Annotated in this window: 15 protein-coding genes and 2 pseudogenes; 11 read left to right on the forward strand and 6 right to left on the reverse strand. The window is 43.0% G+C overall.

Annotated features, from left to right (window positions below):
• The first annotated feature begins 390 nt into the window (after positions 1–390).
• A complete protein-coding gene (locus tag ACE99V_RS12525) occupies positions 391–1,005 on the forward strand; it encodes a hypothetical protein (protein WP_400491425.1) in 615 nt (204 codons plus the stop codon).
• Between the two features lie 51 nt (positions 1,006–1,056).
• Here ACE99V_RS12525 and ACE99V_RS12530 read toward each other — a convergent pair whose 3' ends face one another.
• The 3 genes from ACE99V_RS12530 to ACE99V_RS12540 all read right to left on the reverse strand — a co-directional run bounded on the left by ACE99V_RS12530 (position 1,057) and on the right by ACE99V_RS12540 (position 2,546).
• Positions 1,057–1,581, reverse strand: a complete 525-nt coding sequence (locus tag ACE99V_RS12530; protein WP_400491426.1) for a site-specific integrase — start codon at positions 1,579–1,581, stop codon at positions 1,057–1,059.
• On the reverse strand, positions 1,556–2,143 hold the full coding sequence (locus ACE99V_RS12535) for a site-specific integrase (protein ID WP_400491427.1): 588 nt from the start codon (positions 2,141–2,143) through the stop codon (positions 1,556–1,558). The genes ACE99V_RS12530 and ACE99V_RS12535 overlap by 26 nt, the downstream gene beginning before the upstream one ends.
• 109 nt (positions 2,144–2,252) lie before the next feature.
• A complete protein-coding gene (locus tag ACE99V_RS12540; protein WP_400491428.1) occupies positions 2,253–2,546 on the reverse strand; it encodes a hypothetical protein in 294 nt (97 codons plus the stop codon).
• A gap of 322 nt (positions 2,547–2,868) precedes the next feature.
• Here ACE99V_RS12540 and ACE99V_RS12545 point away from each other — a divergent pair, with 322 nt between their 5' ends.
• Both ACE99V_RS12545 and ACE99V_RS12550 read left to right on the forward strand, forming a co-directional pair.
• Positions 2,869–3,930, forward strand: coding sequence for an N-acetyltransferase (locus tag ACE99V_RS12545; protein ID WP_400491429.1), 1,062 nt, complete (start codon positions 2,869–2,871; stop codon positions 3,928–3,930).
• Positions 3,902–4,285 (forward strand): ASCH domain-containing protein, encoded by a 384-nt coding sequence (locus ACE99V_RS12550; protein ID WP_400491430.1) that lies wholly within the window; start codon positions 3,902–3,904, stop codon positions 4,283–4,285. Before ACE99V_RS12545 ends, ACE99V_RS12550 begins: the two co-directional genes overlap by 29 nt.
• 75 nt (positions 4,286–4,360) lie before the next feature.
• On the opposite strand, the pseudogene ACE99V_RS12555 reads toward ACE99V_RS12550, so the two are convergent.
• Positions 4,361–4,461, reverse strand: a pseudogene (locus tag ACE99V_RS12555) (IS3 family transposase); the annotation flags it as partial.
• Positions 4,462–5,016: 555 nt separating this feature from the next.
• Between ACE99V_RS12555 and ACE99V_RS12560 the strand changes: the two are divergent.
• Positions 5,017–8,208 carry a DUF3427 domain-containing protein gene (locus ACE99V_RS12560; protein WP_400491431.1) on the forward strand — a complete coding sequence of 1,064 codons (3,192 nt, stop codon included), beginning with the start codon at positions 5,017–5,019 and terminating at the stop codon, positions 8,206–8,208.
• Positions 8,209–8,222: 14 nt separating this feature from the next.
• Entirely contained in the window at positions 8,223–8,621 is a 399-nt protein-coding gene (locus tag ACE99V_RS12565) for a (deoxy)nucleoside triphosphate pyrophosphohydrolase (protein WP_400491432.1), read from the forward strand.
• 454 nt (positions 8,622–9,075) lie between these two features.
• On the opposite strand, the pseudogene ACE99V_RS12570 reads toward ACE99V_RS12565, so the two are convergent.
• A pseudogene (locus tag ACE99V_RS12570) lies at positions 9,076–9,209 on the reverse strand (IS3 family transposase); the annotation flags it as partial.
• A gap of 122 nt (positions 9,210–9,331) precedes the next feature.
• Here ACE99V_RS12570 and ACE99V_RS12575 point away from each other — a divergent pair.
• Complete coding sequence (locus tag ACE99V_RS12575) at positions 9,332–9,682, forward strand: helix-turn-helix domain-containing protein (RefSeq protein WP_400491433.1); 351 nt, start codon at positions 9,332–9,334, stop codon at positions 9,680–9,682.
• Here ACE99V_RS12575 and ACE99V_RS20490 read toward each other — a convergent pair.
• Complete coding sequence (locus ACE99V_RS20490) at positions 9,564–9,851, reverse strand: hypothetical protein (protein WP_491624843.1); 288 nt, start codon at positions 9,849–9,851, stop codon at positions 9,564–9,566. The two genes, ACE99V_RS12575 and ACE99V_RS20490, sit on opposite strands and share 119 nt — an antisense overlap.
• Before the next feature lie 152 nt (positions 9,852–10,003).
• On the opposite strand from ACE99V_RS20490, the gene ACE99V_RS12580 reads away from it, so the two are divergent.
• The 5 genes from ACE99V_RS12580 to ACE99V_RS12600 all read left to right on the forward strand — a co-directional run bounded on the left by ACE99V_RS12580 (position 10,004) and on the right by ACE99V_RS12600 (position 18,629).
• Positions 10,004–11,062 carry a Wadjet anti-phage system protein JetD domain-containing protein gene (locus ACE99V_RS12580; RefSeq protein WP_400491434.1) on the forward strand — a complete coding sequence of 353 codons (1,059 nt, stop codon included), beginning with the start codon at positions 10,004–10,006 and terminating at the stop codon, positions 11,060–11,062.
• 52 nt (positions 11,063–11,114) lie between these two features.
• Positions 11,115–12,554 carry a replicative DNA helicase gene (locus ACE99V_RS12585; RefSeq protein WP_400491435.1) on the forward strand — a complete coding sequence of 480 codons (1,440 nt, stop codon included), beginning with the start codon at positions 11,115–11,117 and terminating at the stop codon, positions 12,552–12,554.
• Complete coding sequence (locus ACE99V_RS12590) at positions 12,547–13,278, forward strand: DUF6063 family protein (RefSeq protein WP_400491436.1); 732 nt, start codon at positions 12,547–12,549, stop codon at positions 13,276–13,278. Before ACE99V_RS12585 ends, ACE99V_RS12590 begins: the two co-directional genes overlap by 8 nt.
• Complete coding sequence (locus ACE99V_RS12595) at positions 13,278–17,717, forward strand: coiled-coil domain-containing protein (RefSeq protein WP_400491437.1); 4,440 nt, start codon at positions 13,278–13,280, stop codon at positions 17,715–17,717. The genes ACE99V_RS12590 and ACE99V_RS12595 overlap by 1 nt, the downstream gene beginning before the upstream one ends.
• Positions 17,718–17,930: 213 nt before the next feature.
• The gene (locus ACE99V_RS12600) at positions 17,931–18,629 is read left to right on the forward strand and encodes a helix-turn-helix transcriptional regulator (protein ID WP_400491438.1); all 699 of its coding nucleotides are present in this window, start codon (positions 17,931–17,933) and stop codon (positions 18,627–18,629) included.
• Positions 18,630–19,001: the final 372 nt, after the last annotated feature.

Below are 19,001 nucleotides of genomic sequence, written 5' to 3' on the forward strand. Positions count from 1 at the left end.
CAATGTGATTATCTCCTGTCCCATGGTGACATTTTCATAGAACAGTTACACAGTGACAATATCACAGAACAATAACATTTTTTCCATCAGACCACTTGACTGTCTAAAGCGACCACTGTATATTTACTTAAATTGATTTTGAAAGTTAGTGGTTTGATATATCTACGTAAAGCCCAGCCCTTGATACGACAACATTTGATTTAAGCATTGTTGACAGGGTGGGGGTCGCTGGTTCGAACCCAGTCCGGATCACCATAACAGAAACGTCAAAAGCCTTGATAATCAAGGCTTTTTTTGATGTAACAGGCACCTAGAATTTCAATAATACAGGGTGCTTTTCAGATTGTTGTTGACGGATTGTTGACCAAAAATCTCATTTAGGAGGCACAAATGAAAGACTGGGGCATAAAAATATTGTCAAGTATAGCTACAGGGTTACTTGCAAAAATTTTTCTCCCGATAATAGTTGCATTGCCTCCAGTCGCAGCTACGATTGCATACTTACAAAACGGAAAATGGGTAATTCCAATGTGGGCATGGATGATTTCTGCTTTCTTATTGGCTTTGGTCGGTATTTCTTGGCTTATTAACAAGCGGGTTAAATCTCTCGAAGAGGAAAATTCTAGTTTGCCTATGTTTGCTGTTGTAAGATCCGTAAGGACATGGACTGACTTAGGTTATGAAGAATTTTTCGGAGTACGTTGGAGAGTTAGGTTTGTCTCGAATCCTTATTACAATAGAGGATTTTCAGAAGAAACACTTGAAAGCAGCTTAAGTAAAATCGACGTCCAATCACCACCACTTTGCCCACATTGTGATACCGAACTTTATGAAAAAAGTGATTTCTGGGGCACTCCATTGTGGGGGAAATATATTTGGTATTGTGTTGGATGTGGCTTTAAAGTAAGAAGTAAGCAAAAATTCTATGAAGCTGTCGAAAAGGTTAAGAGAATTGTGAAAGGAAAGGCAAGAAGAGAAGTAATCAAACAACTACAGGATAATTAGTAAAATGGCAGCCTGAACTAAAATAATGTTCGGGTCTGCCATTTGCTGCGTTTAAGCTTTTTTGTTTTTTAAAGGTGTCTCAAAAAGAGAATCGAAATGCTTTGCCGCTTCCTGGTCGGCAGATCGGAGGGCGTGGCCGTAAATGTTCATCGTGGTCAGGATATTGGCATGCCCAAGACGTTCCCAAATGATCTTTGCATGAACACCTTTGTTAATCAGCAAGGTTGCTGACGTGTGTCGCAGATCGTGGAAGCGGATATATCGGAGGGCATTACGCTTAATGAATCGGCTCCACCACGTTTTAACGCTGGATGGATAAAGCGGTTTGCCGTTGTAAGACGAGAACACAAAAAAGTGTTCTCCGCCTTCCCATAACTCACCGGACTGCATGCGGTCTTTCACGGATTGTACTTTTAATGCTTTTTCTTCCGGTATTACCGAGGGAGGCATTGCAACTTTACGCACCGAGTTCTTTGTCTTCGGCTCTATAATCTGGTACCTGATTCCTTTAACAAATGTTAATGACTGTCTTACATCGATCGTTCCAGCTTCAAGGTCTATATGCTTCCATTCCAAACCCAGGAGCCTCACCGCGACGTAATCCCGTTGTCAGTGCCAACGTAATCATGACTCGCCGCATTAGTTTTTCTTTCTCTAAAGCTAAAAACAGTTGCTGCACTTCTTCTTCATCGCATACAGACATTTCGGCTTGTTCGACTTTCGGCTTCTTCAACCCTTCCATTGGACGTGTTTTGATAACCTTCCAGTCAACTGCCCTGTTGAATACGTTTTTTAATACCCGGTGAATGTATTCGATCATCCCGGATGACAATTTGCCCTCTTTTCCGTCTTTGCGTCCACCGTCTTGCTGTAAGTTCTCCAGAAACGAGACGATATGTAATGGCTTGATTTGATCGAGCCGCAAGTGACCAAATTCCGGGAGCAGTCGTTTGTTTATTTGAATGTCATAGTTTTCCAATGTCTTGGCACTTAACTCGCGTTTCGCGTATTTCTCTCGCCATTCCCCCGCAAAGGCTGCAAAGGTCATCTTCTCTGGAGCGATATACTCCCCTGCTTCGACTTCGGTAACGAACTTGGCCAGTTCCTTCTCTGCTTCCCGTTTTGTTTTGCATTTCACAGTCTTTGTACGCTTAATTCGCTTGCCGTTAGCGTCGTAGCCTGCTTAGACGAGAAGCCAGGATTTTCACCGCGCTTTTGGATACTTGCCATGTAGTACCTCCCTTTAGTTAAGTGAGCTTTTGCACTTGTTTTTTGTTGTTCTTAAAGAAATTTGATATGATCTTGTGCAACTCATCGATCGGTTTTTGTTTCAAGACGGCGGAAACGTCCGAGCTCGTTATCTTCCTTCCGTCTATGTGATGACCTTGCTCGTTTAGCTTCTTTGCAACTGCGGTGACGTTCCCCTCAATTGCGTATTCGTAGATTACTGCGGTCTCAAAGGACGTTACTTTGTAAGATTCCACAAGCTGGACGAAATGCTGCAATTGAACGAGCTGTTGTTTTGCTTCGACCAATTTCATATAGTGCCTCCTTCATGGTTACTCCTTGTGGTTGGAGAACATAAGCCGGAGCATGTCCAGAATGCGCTGCCGGTCATCTTGGGAAGCGGGCAGCCCTAGTATATAGTGTTTGGGTGGTCTAAGACAGAAACATGTTCCATCGCCTTCCCACTAAGGACCTGTTCCCTTTTTGATTGAGATGTAGCGTAATAAAGTTTTCCAGCCTCGATTTTGTATAAATTCCTGCATAAATTCTTCCCAGAAGTCGGACATAAATCCCAATCTAAAAAAGGGGATTTGTTCCACTTGTCGAAAAAATGAGTTAGGATTGGGGGTAAATTACATGAGTGGTTTTATTCAACTGAAAAAGTTTCAAGAAATTAATCTGAATGATCCATTTTTTGATTCTCTAAAAGCCGATTACCCCGGCTTTGAAGTATGGTTTGTCAAAAAAGCAAGTGAGCAGGCGTATGTTTATGAAAATGATCAAGGATTCCTAGAAGCGTTCTTATATTTGAAAAAGGAAGAGGGTCCCGTAACTGATATAGTCCCTCCTTTGGACAGTAAAACAAGGGTAAAGATCGGAACCATGAAGATCAATCCTCACGGTACTAGATTGGGTGAAAGGTTCATTAAAAAAGCATTTGATTATGCGGTGAGTCATGGGCTGGATGAACTATATGTGACCGTTTTTCCGAAACATGCTGCCTTGGTCAATCTTTTTAAGAAATATGGCTTCTTGGAGCACGGAAAGAAAGGAATCCCAGGTAAAGAAGAGCTAGTCTTAAAAAAGTCTTTTAGCCAGCTCACAGGTCATATAGTAATGGATTATCCTATGGTAAATGCAAAAGGGTTAAGTAAGTATCTGTTATCGATATATCCGGATTTTCATACACGACTATTCCCTGACTCGATATTAAAAACTGAGAGCTTCAATGTAATTGAGGATGTGTCCCATACGAACAGCATACACAAGGTATACATATGTAAAATGAACGGGGTTGCGATGCTGAAGCAAGGTGACACTTTAGTAATTTATAGAACGTCAGACATTCCAGGACGAGCTCGGTATAGATCTGTAGCCACTTCAATATGCGTTGTAGAAGAAGTGAAAAGCAAACGTGAATTCGCTAATGTACAAGCATATTTGAAATACTGTAGTACGTACAGTGTTTTCTCCGAAGCTGAATTATTACAGTTTTATTCCCAGTTTAACAATCTCTATGTTATTAAAATGACGTATAATGTTGCATTGAGAAAGAGACTGACAAGGGATAGATTAATAACTGAGATTGGTTTAGAAGAAAATACGTATTGGGGCTTCTTGCCACTAACCGACACACAGTTTGAACTGATTCAGCAAAAAGGTGATGTATATGAAGGTCTTGTTATCAATAAAGCCTGAGTTTGTAGAGAAAATTTTCAGTGAAGAAAAGAAGTATGAGTTTCGGAAAGTAATCTTTAAAAAAGACATTGACACGGTGATAATTTACTCGACGATGCCTGAAGGCAAGATTGTCGGGGAGTTTCAGATCGAGGATGTCTTGCATGATGACTTGGAGAGCATTTGGCAACAAACTTCACAGTACGCAGGTATATCTTATGATTTCTTTAAGGAGTACTTTAGCAACAAAGAACAAGCGTACGCAATAAAAATAGGGGAAGTGATTAGGTACGAAACTCCGATCGATCCCAAGATGGTAGACAAAACATTTATTCCCCCACAATCTTTTTGCTACACAGATAAGGAGTATGCATAGACTCTGAAGATCACCCCTTATAGTAGACATTGGAAAATACCCTTGGATTAACCGAATGGTCTGAAGAAAAAACACCTAGATTACCTGTCGCCTGTACTCCTGGGGTGACAGGTATTTAATTTTCCCTGAATACGTTCATTGTTGTAATAATGGATGTATTCATCCACTTTTTCAAGTACCATACCGTTAGGTATATTATTTTCACTGGTGTGAAGAATTTCCCACCTTTCGTATCCCGGTCGTTACTAAGCAAAAAAATCATGTAATACCGTCTTTGATTTGCCACCTCTAAAAACTTTCGAGCCTAATTGGTATCCCACACTTAAACTTCTTTTTTGAATACCTTAGGAGTATCAAAATGGGCTGCCACGTTTTCGGTGAGAAACGACTGGTTAATCAAAGAAAATCGAGGTAGGTTAAATAACTACCATGAGAAGATGTAACGAAGAACAGCCCTCCCTCCGTTCGCTTTGAAATGAAAAATTGGCGTCCAAAAGTATGCGCACCACTGGTATCAAGACCAGTAATAAGCAGCACTTTTGAACGTCATAGCCTATGGTAGTTCAAGTGTATCTCTTTATGCCGTAACTACCAGTTCCGGACCAAAAAATCCAATTAATCTTCTATTCCTTACTGTTCAATAAGCGAAATAGCTGATAACTTTTTTTGTGTAATTATTGTAAACTGTTCTTAGTGATTTTTATGGCTCAAAAAGGGAGAATAAGTACGAAATGGTCAACAAAAAAGGACTACACGAGGAGTTACAGTTACTCAATGTACTATACCCAGAAAATAATAAACGGTATCCAATATCTCCAAATGAATATTCATATGTACTTACTCATTATATAACTGAGATTGTAGGGTCAGCTCTTAAAGAGTTATCGAAAAAAGAACGATATGAGGAAATGATACAATTAGTCTTTAACATAGAAAAACAAATAAAAGACGAAGTAAATGTATTATCACGACCATTAACTAGCATTCATTATCGATTTGATAATGAGTTAATTCCACTGATCTATCCCGAATTATTTTTCAGCAAACCCTATCTGGTTACAAATCAGAATAAAAAAGGACAGAACTTTTTTAAGGTACTTAGGACTGAATTATTCACTGCGGATCATGTTGACTTTATGGTGAGTTTTATTCGATGGTCTGGCTTACAACTTCTCCTAAGATCATTTGATGAATTGCAAAAGAAAAATAAAGAGGTACGCATACTTACATCTACATATATGAACATAACTGAGCCAAAAGCATTACGAAGATTGCTAGATTTCAGTAATGTTCAAGTGAAAGTCTTTAATGCCGGTAATACATCGTTCCATACAAAGGCTTATTTGTTTAGTCGGCTATCTAATATGAATACTGTCATTATAGGTTCTTCCAATTTATCATATTCTGCTATCCAACATGGCTATGAATGGAATGTAAAACTACCTGATGCACCTCTTATCCCGATTTATAAAAATGCTGCTCAACTATTCTTAGAACTTTGGAATGACGGAAGAGCAGTGCCATTGACCGCTGAATTGATAGATGAATATGAAAATGAATTAATGCAATATCAAGGATCGAATAATAAAAATACATATCTAAATCAGCCTAAAGTTTTTAAGGTGGCAGAGTCATCTGTAACTTATAATACTGAGCAGAAGAGAACCGACTACATAAAGCCAAATTCTATGCAACAGCAGGCCCTTTTAGCCCTAAAAGAAACACGTGAAAGAGGGAACAAAAAAGGCATAGTAATTGCTGCAACGGGAACAGGCAAAACATACCTTACCGCTTTTGACGTGAAGCAAATGAATGCGCAAAAAGTACTGTTCATAGCCCATAGAGATGAATTACTCGAAAACGCAAAACAAACGTTTATTTCTGTTTTTGGCTCTGGAGAGATAATGGGAAAAGTTACGGGGACAATAAAGGAATGGGATAAACCATTTATCTTTTCAACTGTACAAACGTTACATCGGGAAGAATCTTTAAGCAGATTCACTTCATCACATTTTGATTATATTGTTGTCGATGAATTTCATCACGCTGAAGCGGAAACATACCGTAGAATATTAGATTATTTTCAACCAAAATTTCTACTTGGAGTAACAGCAACTCCAGAACGGATGGATGGTCGTGATGTATTAGCCTTATGTGACCATAATGTAGTGTATGAGGTTAGACTACATCAAGCACTGGAAGCTGGGCTGCTAGCTCCGTTCCACTATTTTGGTTTGGGTGACACGGTTGATTATGAGCAAATTGCCCAACAAAATGGTTACATTGATGAGGAAGCACTTGTTAAAGCACTAAAATCAAATGAGCGCGTTGACTACATCATAGAAATGATTGAAAAGTTCGGTTATGACGGGAAGCAAAGAAGAGCACTCGGATTCTGTGCATCTGTTGACCATGCAATGTTCATGGCAGAGGAATTTAATCGCAGGGGTTATCAATCTGCGTGCTTGACAGGTGCAGATGATCCCTACATACGTAGACAAACCATTGACCGGTTAGAAGATGAGAATGATCCGTTGGAATTCATCTTTACGGTAAATATCTTTAATGAAGGAATTGACATACCTTCACTAAATCTCGTTCTTTTTTTAAGACCAACTGAATCAGCAACAATATTTTTTCAACAATTAGGACGTGGTCTACGTAAATCAAAAGAAAAAGAGTTTGTAACAATACTGGACTTCATTGGGAACTATCAGCGGTCATTTATTGTACCACTTGCTCTGTCTGGACAAACAAATCACAAGGCATTTGACAGAGATGCCTTGAGAGTCATTGTAGAAACAGAATTTGCGAATCTTCCCGACGGATGTTATGTTGAGTTGGAAGAAATATCAAGACAGAAAATTTTAGATAAAATTAAGCAAATTCGCATGGATGACAATCAAATGTTGTCGGGATTGTATGCAGAATTTCGCAGAGAATTGGGATATTCCCCAGAGATTGAAGATTTTCTATATTCTTCGTCTGCTCCGAGTCTGAATTACTTTATCCAAAAATACGGTTCTTGGGTCGAGACAAAGAAGAAGATGAATGATACCAATCTTTTCGATGGAAAAATATTAGATACTCCCTATCTACTTCAGATCGTACAACGATTAGAACAATCCCTTCCGATCAAGTGGCCTTACGAATTTGCGGTAATTTCATTAGCGAATCAACTTACTCAAGTATCGGTAACGGATGTCATCTTATATTTATCTGCAAAATTTGGGATAGAATTAGATATCGAACATCACCAGAGTTACATCATTCGAGCAATGGAACGACTTGCTGCACCTTATAAGAAACAAGAATGGGCATTTGGTACATGTACGGGTAATACCTTCATTTTCGATGAGGAATTTAGAAAAACTTGGAATCAGGCCGCATTCCACCAGTACCTGCAAGCAAGAATAGAGTATGGAATAGTTGAATTTAGAAGAACGTATAATCCAACTTCCTTCTTTAAGGGGAATCAGAAGGTCCAACTTTATCAAAACTACACAAGAAATGAACTGATATATCTGTTTCAATCTAACGCAAAAGAAGGCTCCTGGCGTGAAGGCATAAGCCGCGTAAATAATCACTATTTATTCTTTGTCACTTTAAAGAAAGACGAAAATACAGCTGAACACTTAAATTACCACGATTATTTTATTGACAAAAACCATTTTCATTGGCAGAGTGCAAATCAAACGTCTCACACTTCAGAGAGAGGACAAGACTATATTCATCATAAAGAACGAGGTTTGCATATTCATCTATTCGTGCGCAAGTTCGATCAAATGCATGGAAAGACACTTCCATTTACGTATGTTGGCGAGTTGGACTACGTAAGTAGCGTTGGGGATAAGCCGATGAATATCACCTGGAGGTTGCAAAGTAGTTTGCCGGATGACTTGTATCTCGACTTTGTCCGATGATTAAGGAGGATTGTATGAAGCAAGTGGATGTAGTAGGAGCTGTCATTGTAAATGAAGATCAAAAAATATTATGTGCCCTTCGCTCTCAAAATATGTCTTTACCTGGTATGTGGGAGTTTCCTGGAGGGAAAATCGAGAAGAATGAGTTGCCACAAGAATCCCTTGTTCGTGAGATAAAGGAAGAACTAGGATGTGATATTGAAGTTGGAGAACTCATAAGTGACTCGGTTTATGATTACCCAACAGTTAGAGTTAGATTAATTACCTATTTCGCTCAAATCGTTAATGGTGAACCCAAAGCAAGTGAACATGCAGAACTAAGATGGGTAGCCCTTAATGAGCTCAAGTCTCTCCATTGGGCCCCTGCGGATCTACCAACAATTGAAGAACTTTTAAAAGGAGCGGACAGTTAAATTCTGTTAGGAGAATCTTGGTGTTGATCATGACTCAAGTGAATAAGATTTTTGTCCCTTTTGCAAATCTGAAGATCTGTCCGTCGTGCTAGAAAACGAATAAGCAGCCGTCATTATTGACAAGTACCCTGTGCAGCGAGGGCATCTCCTGATCATCCCAAGTGGCATATTGCTACGTATTTTGATGCCACAGATGATGAAATTATGGCAATTGTCACCGCCGGGATATAATTGACCCAGGTTCGCCGGAAAGAAAATGACCCACCCTTAGTGGTCAAGACCCCATATTGTAGACACTAAGAAAACGCCCGGCCGTTAGTTAGGCCATGAGCTGGCGCCTATATTCAGCTGGCGTCAGCTTGTTTAATATAATCTGTTCAATTCGCCTTTGTGCCTCTCTCAAGCTTCGTGTAACTTAAGGATAGAGAGTTTCGACTCTTATGTGTGAGGAGGAGAAACTCTCCATTGAGGCATTGTCTAAACAATTGCCTCTAGGGACATGCTAATGCGGGCGCCAACCTTCAGCAGCATGTCATGGTAAGCATAGTACGTGTATTGGCAACCCTGGTCGCTGTGAACGATCAGTCCAGACACGTCCTTATGCTTTTCAAAATCTTTCCGGAACGTCTCTAGGAGTTGTCCTGAAGCGCCCCTCTTATAATAGACAGTGGAATACCTTCAGGGGAAATTCAATCTGTGAAAAATTAAGCGTGGAAGAGGAAAATAAACGATTACGAGCAGAGAATGAATGTGAAGAATCAAAAAGAGAAAACCAAAGCTTTTACGATCATACAGGAATTGGCGGGACATTATCCTCTTTCTTTGCTGTGCTCGATAGCAGGCGTGTCACGAAGTGGTTATTACAAGTGGGAAAACGGCAGCATAATCCGCAGCTTGCCCAAAGATCCCACATACACATTGAGCAAAAGCGTGTGTATCGACTCATGAAGGAAATGGGAATCCAGGCTCGCATTCGCAGGAAACGAAAATACTACGGCCACAAAGAAAAGTTTGTTGTTTCCGAAAACCAACTGTCCAGATCTTCCTATCTTGCTGATTAAGTTCCTGACGACGTTTGGCCACGTAGTGCCGAACCGTACGGTCGCTGCCAATAAATCCGTGTTCGGCGACGAGCCGTTCAAACATCCGCTTAGCTGTATGCCGCTGTTTCCGTGGACGCGTCTGATCCTCCTGAAGCCATGCGTCTACCTTATCGATATAGGGCTCCATCACCCGATGACGACGATGGCATTCTCATCGAATCGGCATTTTTACATTGCCAAATTCGACACTTATATTTTGCCAGACACATAACGTTCAAAAGTTACAGCACCCCTCCCTATCACTCTAGCATTTTCGTATAATGTGGGAGGGGTGATTTTATGTATGAAAAGATATTTCGACATCTTCAGACCTTTAAAAATAGCAAAATATCCCTGGGTCAGCTCGAAGCCTTGGCTGATCCCGACATGACCTACACCTCTTTTCAAACGACCATCCAAATGCTACTAGATAACCAAGTCTTGAAACCTGTAAGCAAACACGGAACCAATGGAAAAAATCCTCCGCTGCCTCTTACCTACCGCATCCGGAAATCCATCATCGCTCAATCCCTGAAGCGAGAAATACAAGCTGCACAATTGCGTTTTCACCCTTCGATCAAGTTGGATACTTATTTTTCGTTATCCGAAACCAGATGGAACAAGGATCTACCTTACATCGAAAGCATAAACAATTACCTCACTCGTCATGGCGTTCCACAAGAGGAGGCGACTGCAGCTGAACGATCCTTTCACCTTGTTGGGGACGAAAAGTGGATAGATGAAAAAGGCGGGAGGAAGCTCCTGGAGACGATTGGGATATGGGATCTGCTAAGAATAACGGCACTGCCAGACCCGCTGATGCTAGCAATGAATGTTATGCAATTCCGGGAAAGCCAGAACGTTTACCAACATCTGATCGTAGAGAATAAGACCACGTTCTACGCCATTCAGCCAATCCTCCCATCTCTGCCTTATGCCACCTTGATCTACGGAGCGGGCTGGAAGGTGGTTTCCGGCCTCGAGAACTTACCTGACCAACTGGGCTTAGGTCCAGAGGTTCAGAGCCGTTTTGAGTATTTTGGTGACCTGGACCACGAAGGAATAGCCATCTGGCATGCGCTATTTGAGAAATACAGGGCTGTCCCAGCAGTTGACGTATACCTAGGTTTACTAAAACAAAACCCATCCACAGGTAAAGAGACACAAATCGTCAGGGAGGAAGCTGTAAGGCGTTTCGTCACATTCTTTTCAGATGAGGAAGGACAACGTATCCAGAATCTCCTGCGAGAAGGCAAATACCTTCCGCAAGAAGCGCTTGAAGCAGAGATATTACGAGACGTCATGAAACAGTCCTTTGGTTACGTAAAGAAAAGGGAGGATCAGAACGTTGGACTATGACCGACTTACAGGGATGCTGGAAGGGTACAAGGAGCGAATCCAACGTCTTGCCTTGTTTGATCCTCTTCATAAATTAGAGGCAAAACGAGAAAAAGATCGTCAAGATCGGCCTATTGATTACTTTGGACTCGGGATGCTTACCCTTCTTTTCTTTTTTGAGAATATGTTGATCCGCAACAAAAAGACAGGCGTACAAGAACTGGCCAGCTATCTACAACAGATGAACGAAGGCGAGATCGACCTCGACGTTGAAGGCTTTGAGAAAGTAGCTAGAACGATTATTGAGGCATTTCGTCCCCCGAGCGGCAAGCGTAACTCCCGGACATTCTATAACTGGGAGACACGTCAAATGGATAAAGTGGAGTTCTCCATCCTGAAAGCAGAACGGGGAGATATTGCATCCAACAAACAATATTACTCCCTGGATGAACACGGACTGGAACTCGTTTTTGCCACAAAAGAGTTTTTCAGGGAATTTCATTTATCCATCAATCAACTGCTACTGCGTAAACAATTGGAAAAAGGAGAGTTCGTTGGGGCGCTCCGTCAGATCAGTGAGATGCGCGTGGATGTTGAGACGCTCCAGGAACGCATCATACGAATAAAGCATGAGGTGCAGCGAAGCATCGTATCAGAAGAAACCTATCTGCGGTACAAGCAAGTGATTGAGGACATTCATTTGCGCCTGTCAAGAGAGCATGAGGAATTTACGGAGCTGCAGGCGTTTGTAGATGAAACCAAGGAGCGTCTTTTATACGAACGAAAGGACGGCAAGGAACAGAGAGCATACGAGTATATTTTGCGGATTGATCGTGAATTGGGAGAGGTGCATTTTGCCCATACCCATCTGTTAAAGGACAGCATTGCTCTAAAAACAACAGCTCTGCAGGCGGCTCAGGAGTCTTTATATCATGTAGCGCTGCAATCCTTTAACTTTGATCAGGAGATTGTTTCCCGTCTTATCTCTACGCCCTTGCCGCTTGGGGCGACAAGAGTATTGTTGGAACCTTTTCTGATGCTCGAGCAATCCTCCAGCTGGTCACCCTTGGCCGTGTTTGAAAAACAGCGGGTGGGCGTCGCACAAGAAGAGGAAGAACAAGAGGATTTCGAGGATGTCACAAACGAACAGGATCAGGCGCATTACGTGGTTCAACAGACAAATTTTGGAAAATTAATGAAACGCATACTAGCGATAATGGGGGACAAGAGAGAGATTACTCTCGCCGAGGTCGCTGCGTATCTCCGGGAGAACGGCAATGAGCAATGGCTGCAACATCGCTCATTCTATGATTTCTGGCTGCTATTGCATCAGCGATCTCCTCTTCAAAAATCTCAGGGGGAAGAGGAAAATCACTTGCTCAAAGAAGTCCTGGCACTCCTTAAGACTGATGAATTCATAAGAGTGACAGAGATGCCGAATCTATTGCGATTGACGGAACGTTATGAAATCCAAAATATGATCTTTGTGAGGGAGGGCAGCGACGATGTATGATAACGAGCAAGTGCTGGCTGCTTTCCGGCTCTACAGTCAACTTAGCCGGGACGGTCAGGCAGATACCGAAAGTATGCGGCAGTATATAGCGAATGACATGATTAGAGGTCTGGTTGATCAGTTTGCCCAAGAGGTTGATTGTACGGTTATTCCCGCAGGGGATAAGCTGTACCTTGTACCGATCGCGGTTACCTCTCCCTTTCATGTAAAGAATGCCACCTTGAAAAAGGAGTTCCTTTCTGCAAAAGCAAAAAACATCGATCTCTACATGATGTATTTGGCTATTCTTGTTTTATTTGGGGAGTTCTACGATAGCTATCATTCCTATGAGATGACGCGTGATTTTATCACGATGGGCAACTGGTTGGAAAGTGTTGATGCGCGTATCCAGGCGCTGAAAGAACATGATCCAGAGGACTTGCAAGCTCTGGATGCGGAATACGACTACAATTGGAGCCAGCTTGTGGAGAAGTGGGACGCGATTGATGACCTTCGGGAATCATCCAAGCAACAGGATGGACGAACCAACAGCAGGTTGGGTTTTTTATCTCTGGTACAAAACTTTCTGATTCAGCAAGGGCTTGTTTCCGATCTGGGAAATCAAGAGATCACTCTCACTGAAAAAGCGAAAACAATTGTGCAGCGCTACTATATGGACACAGAATACAACAGGGGGATCCTGGAATTGATATCCTCCCTTGAAAGACGTAAGGAGGGAGCTTGATGCCCGTCATCTCCAAAATTCGCTTTACAAATGTAATCTACGAGGGCGGTAGCAAGCGGTACAATGATGAACTGTTTCTTTTTGATGGCCATAACGCTGTCATTCTGCTAGAAAATGGAGGTGGCAAAACAGTATTTATTCAGACAGCCTTACAGGCAATTTTGCCGCATACAGATATGGCGGGCCGGAAGATCAGGGAAACGCTATCACTGGCAGGGACACCGGCCCATATCGCGATTGAATGGATCATTAGTGATTCCCCACGTCGCTATGCGTTGACTGCTGTCACGCTGTTTCTCCATAACAATGAATTGGATTCTTATCGCTATGTACATGAGTACGAAGAGGGAAGTCCGCATTCGATCGAAAATCTCCCTTTTGCAAAAGAAGGGATCAGCGGAAAAAAACGACCGGCAGACAAGGGAGAAATGCAGGAATATTATTCGTACATGAGCTCCCAATATATGAATGCGCATACGTTTGGAACGATGAAAGAATACCATGCTCATTTGGAGACTCATTTCCAAATAATTCCCAGTGAATGGCGCAATATTGCCGTCATTAACGGTGCTGAGGGCGGCGTAGAAATCTTTTTTGATAACTGCAAGACTACAGATCAGCTCGTCTCCCAGTTACTGATCCCAACAGTGGAAGAGGCGATGAATGGAAATGACGGCGAAGCTTTTGCAGAAATCTTTGAAAAGCAGCGAGAACAATTTAAACAAAGCAAGCAACTCCGTATGCAAATACAAGAGAGCAAGCTGTTGGAGGGCCAAATTCAGCAGTTGAGTCAAGTCTACGCACAGTACGATAAAGCCAAGACTCTGTTTGAGCGGGAAAAAGAATGGACAAAAGCACTTTTCAACCATGCCAAAAAAGAGCAGGAAGACACGCAAGAAGAACTGTACAAACTGGAGAAGCAACTCACTGAAACAGAAGAAACACTGAGGATCATCAAGCGTAAGAAGGCCTCGAGAGAAATTGCCGTGCAAGAAAATGTATTGCAGGGCTGCGTGTTGGAGTGGCAGAGGGAAAAGGAAAAACTGGATGAAAAACAGCGGGAATACGATGAGTTGGAGCATCAGCAGTATACGCTGGAATATGCCAAATACAAGTTGAAAAAACAAGAGGCAGTAGAGAAAAAAGAGCTGGCAGAATCTCAGCTTTGTGGGTTGGATGAAGAGCAGGATATTGCCCAAATCATAGATGATGTGGAGCGAACAAAAAGAGAGATTCGCGGCTTGTATGAAGATGCGGAAAAAGTCCTGAAGCGGGATGAGACCTACTTACGGAATCAACTGGAAGCTTTACGTTCGCAACAGAGGAAGAAACAAGCGGAAATCGAACAAGAAAGAAGTCAAATCGAAGAGAAAAAACAAGCACAAGCGGCTGTTCAAAATCGACTTGAGCAAACAGCTGAGCAGATGGAGCGAATCGCTAAAAAAATTCTGGACAATCCGCTTCAGGAATGTGTGGAAGAGTGTATTCCGATATGGAAAGAGGAAATCGACAGAGCGCTGGCCAATCAACAACTCTATCAGCAGTATATTAGCGAGTGCGACAAGCACAAAGAAATTCTGGCAGAGAAGCTGGAGAAGGCTCGTCTGGAAGTACGAGAGTTGCAGGAGCAAAGTAGTCAATGGAACATGAAGTGCCAGGAGGCGGAGAGGCAGCAGGAGACAGTGCTTGCAGAAGTGAAGCTTCATTTTCCACGCCTGGGCTACCTCGATTCGCTGTATACCAAGCAAGAGACAGTGAAACAAATGCTGGCAGACAAGGTGGCTCTTCTGGAGCGGGAGAAGGAAGAGGCATTGCAGCAGGAACGAATGGCAACGAGGCTGAGCGATGATTATCTGGAGAGCTCTTTTTTCCTGGCTGATCCTGAACTGGCCTTGCTTGTCGCCAGATGGAAAGATGCTTTTCACTATCTTGAAACAGGCACACAATTTATCCAGGAAATTGTGCGGCAAAAAGAGATTTCCTTGGATATCCTGTACGGTCGCTTTCCCTATTGGGCAGCATTGCTCATTACGACCGAAGCGGAAATTGATCAGGTGGTACAACGGGTGAAAAAACATGCAGACCAACTGCGCAATCCCGTATTTGTTGTGAGTGTTCAGGAAGCGAGAACCTGGCTGGATTCACCCGAGGAGTACCCTTACAGATTCAGGGAAATCATACCCAGCCATTGGCGGGATAATCTGGATCAGGATCAGTTTGAAAGCTGGAAACTCGAAGTGCGGAAGAAAGCGGAGGAAGTGGTCCAGCTTCGTAAAAACAAGGAGAGAGAGTACCAGCATCTGCTGCAGCTGAATTACCAGGTGCAGAGCTTTTACTCCCAATATCCGCAGGACGTCTATAGAGAATGGAAGAAACAACGAGATGAACTTGTGGAGAAGGAAAACTCTCTCCACAAAGAGATTGCCCATATTACAGAGCAAGTCAAAAAGTATGAACAGGAATGGGCTTCCTATAAGGATAAATTGTCAAACGAAATCGGCCGGGAGCAGCTTCTGGGCTATCGCTTGCAGGAAGCAAAAGAATACGTGCAACAGAAGAAGGAATGGGAGGAATCAAAGAAAGCAGGAGACGTGCTCGCAAGCGAAATTGAATTGCGTCAGCGAAACCATGCTGGACTCGTCAGAACTCTCCGTACACTAGAGGATCAAGAAGAGGAACTCCGCAGTGAGCTGGAGGAAAAGAAGGGAGAGCTGGCAAAACTTCACGGGGATTGGCTCTATCAGCAGGTGCAAAAGTATACGCCGCTTCCCCCACGCTTTTCCCTCGAGAGATTACGAGCAGAGCTTGAGGTGCTTGAGGGACTATTACGGGAACAGCAAGCAAGCAGAGCGGAATTGGAAAGGCAAATTGAGCGTTTTCGCAAGGAGATCAGTGATAGCGACAACGCAATGGGACTGGTTCAAGCCAAGGCAAATCAACCACTTGATCAGGAAGCGCGTTTTCCTTTGGATGGGGATGCGCAATTGCAGCGTTTGGTCGAGAAATTGCTGCTCCTCAAAAAAGAAGTGTCGGCACAAAGAGACATGGTGGAAAAGCTAAACAGTGAAGCGGCGAGTGAAAGCAGTCGTCTTGCCCTGATGAAAGAGAATTTTGTGGAGGCTTTTCCTGAAGAAGTAATCGACGAGTTTGAAGGACATCTCGAAGATGTTCGGACACTGCTGGAGCAAGAGGAGAAGGCTGCTCGGTCCAGAACAAACTACCTGCGTGAGCAAGAAAAGCTGGCACGTCATGCGGCGAGGGAACTGGCTGAAGTCATCCATAAGCTTGAGATCAAGAACGAAAGCTATTCGTTTCTGGCGTCTGAGGTACAGGACGTTCCTTTACTAGAGGAAGATTTGCTCGCTTTCTCCTATCAGCGAATGGAGATCGCACAGAATAGATTGAGGAAACTGGAAGAAAAACACCTCCAAGCAGAAAGAGAATTCAAGAGAGTAACGGCTGAAAAAGACCGATTCAAACGTTTCTGCGAAAGCTTCAAAAATATTAAATTACGCGATACAGCGATTGCCGGAATTGCGAACAAACAGGACTTTGCTGAAGTAGAGGAATGGGCAAGTAACATGAGCAGGACGATTGCGACGAGTATACGGGTGCTCGAGGATAATCTACAGGGACGAGACAAAGAGTTGCAGGATTTTATCACGATCGTTCATACTCATCTGCAGCGAATCGCCATTGAGCTGAAAATGATTCCAAAGAAGACAAGTGTAAAAATAGAAAGCGGTTGGAAAGAGGTATACAACTTCCATGTGCCTGAATGGAAAGAGGAGGTAGGCAAACAACTTCTCCGCCAGCATGTCGATTGGATGCTTCATCGTTTGGATGGGGATGAATTTAAGGATCCAGAGGGGAAAGATGACCTCGGAAAGATCAAGAAGTTTATTTACACCTCGCTTCAGTCCAAATCGTTATTAGGCATCGTCATGGGAAATGATAGCATTCGAGTGAAGTGTCGCAAGGTGAGCAAGGATGGGAAAGTAAGCGGAGCACTCTCCTCCTGGGAGGAATCGAACAAGTGGTCCGGTGGGGAAAAATGGAGCAAGAATATGACTCTATTCTTGGGGCTTCTTAACTACCTCGCAGAAAAACGCCAACACATTGCCCAGAACGGTAAGCGATATCGGACAGTTATTGTCGATAATCCTTTTGGGAAGGCATCAAGCGAGCATGTCCTCGACCCGGTCTTCTTCATTGCTGACCAGCTGGGATTCCAGTTGATCGCCCTGACAGCGCATGCAGAAGGGAAATTTATCCGAGATTATTTCCCCATTGTGTACAGCTGTCGCTTGCGTGAGTCCACAAGCGGCGACGTTCTAATCATGACCAAAGAGCGTGAGATTAGGCAAGCCTACTTCCGTGATCATGATCCGTTTGCTTTATTACGACTTAGTGAACATGAGCAGCTTAGCTTGTTCTGAAGAGGACTTTGTACATCATTTCTGCCAACACGGGACTGGTCTTACCCCTGTCAAGTAGACAAACTTTAACAAGTCCTATCATTTTAAGCGGCCTGAGCTCGGTATTGTACCGGGCTCAGGTTGTGTAAACGGGGCTGAAAAAACGAACAGGATTTTTGCCATTCTTCAAGAAAAATGAAAAGTAGAAATTTGTCGTTTTTTGGAGTGAATGACTTGGAGAAGGTACAACGTCTCTTTTTCATACTTACCACGATCCAGCAGAGGCCAGGTATCACCGCACCGGAACTTGCCAAGTTGGCAGGAACGTCAGTGAGAAGCATTTACCGGGACATTAGACACCTCGATGAATGTGGGATTCAAATCATGCTGGAAGGAAACAAAGGCTATTTTCTCGTAGATAACTTCATCCAGACACCAGGACAGCTGGCTGCGGAAGAATACTTCGCCATTTCTTTATATCCGATGCTCGCAAGCCCCATAAAACTAAAAGGGCATCCGTTCCAAAAGTCATTTCAGTCGGCGATGGAGAAAATCCTTACCAGGTTTAAAGTCAACGATAACCTCCTGCAGCTAAGTAAGCGGATCCGGATTCATATGGAGCAGATGAATCCGGAGCAAGATGTGATCATTCGATATCTCTTACTCACTGTTCAAGGCGTTCAACAAGAGGCGACTGAGGCTCGATCTTCCATTTTTTCTGTGAAGAAGACAATAGAAGATGACGTAATTATCATGAATAACATACAAACGGGTACTGACGAGGCAAAAACATGGTTTGATACCTTCTCTCAAAGAGGAGAAATTCCTCTGTCACAGGTCGATTTACGAGATAAACTTGCCACTCATTTGAGTGACATTGGCTATACCGTACGAGTGAATTATGAACTGGGTAAAGAAAAAATATCCATCTGAAGAATCAGTTGGCCTACGACATTTCACGGTACGACTTTTTAAGCGACCTTGGAAAAATGGAAAGAGTGGTCAGAAAGAGACCCGATGTTAAAGGGTACGCGCTACTTCTGACTAATGATCGGGTACACTGGCAACCCTCGAGAACACACAACCCGGTGGATAAAGAGTTTCATATTCACGATGGCAGGTTGATTACTGGGCATTGCTCCTGGAAAGAGCAAGCATCAAAGGGGACGACTTCGGGGAGAGAAGAAACGATTCATTTGACCGGTACATATCGGTTGAAATGGCTGCCGTACGTAAGTCTAGGGATGAAAAAGAACGAACAGTTCCAAGCGTTATTGGTAGAGGTGAGTCATGGATAAGCAAACT

It is taken from the genome of Brevibacillus soli, from assembly GCF_044759095.2.
Taxonomy (GTDB): Bacteria; Bacillota; Bacilli; order Brevibacillales; family Brevibacillaceae; genus JBIYSM02.

Excerpts from the sequence above, each read along its gene's own strand:
- ACE99V_RS12540 (WP_400491428.1), bottom strand. The coding sequence starts at position 2,546 with ATGAAATTGGTCGAAGCAAAACAACAGCTCGTTCAATTGCAGCATTTC.
- ACE99V_RS12565 (WP_400491432.1), top strand. The coding sequence starts at position 8,223 with ATGAAGCAAGTGGATGTAGTAGGAGCTGTCATTGTAAATGAAGATCAA.
- ACE99V_RS12590 (WP_400491436.1), top strand. The coding sequence starts at position 12,547 with ATGTATGATAACGAGCAAGTGCTGGCTGCTTTCCGGCTCTACAGTCAA.
- ACE99V_RS12580 (WP_400491434.1), top strand. The coding sequence starts at position 10,004 with ATGTATGAAAAGATATTTCGACATCTTCAGACCTTTAAAAATAGCAAA.
- ACE99V_RS12560 (WP_400491431.1), top strand. The coding sequence starts at position 5,017 with ATGGTCAACAAAAAAGGACTACACGAGGAGTTACAGTTACTCAATGTA.
- ACE99V_RS20490 (WP_491624843.1), bottom strand. The coding sequence starts at position 9,851 with ATGGAGCCCTATATCGATAAGGTAGACGCATGGCTTCAGGAGGATCAG.
- ACE99V_RS12550 (WP_400491430.1), top strand. The coding sequence starts at position 3,902 with ATGAAGGTCTTGTTATCAATAAAGCCTGAGTTTGTAGAGAAAATTTTC.
- ACE99V_RS12545 (WP_400491429.1), top strand. The coding sequence starts at position 2,869 with ATGAGTGGTTTTATTCAACTGAAAAAGTTTCAAGAAATTAATCTGAAT.
- ACE99V_RS12525 (WP_400491425.1), top strand. The coding sequence starts at position 391 with ATGAAAGACTGGGGCATAAAAATATTGTCAAGTATAGCTACAGGGTTA.
- ACE99V_RS12595 (WP_400491437.1), top strand. The coding sequence starts at position 13,278 with ATGCCCGTCATCTCCAAAATTCGCTTTACAAATGTAATCTACGAGGGC.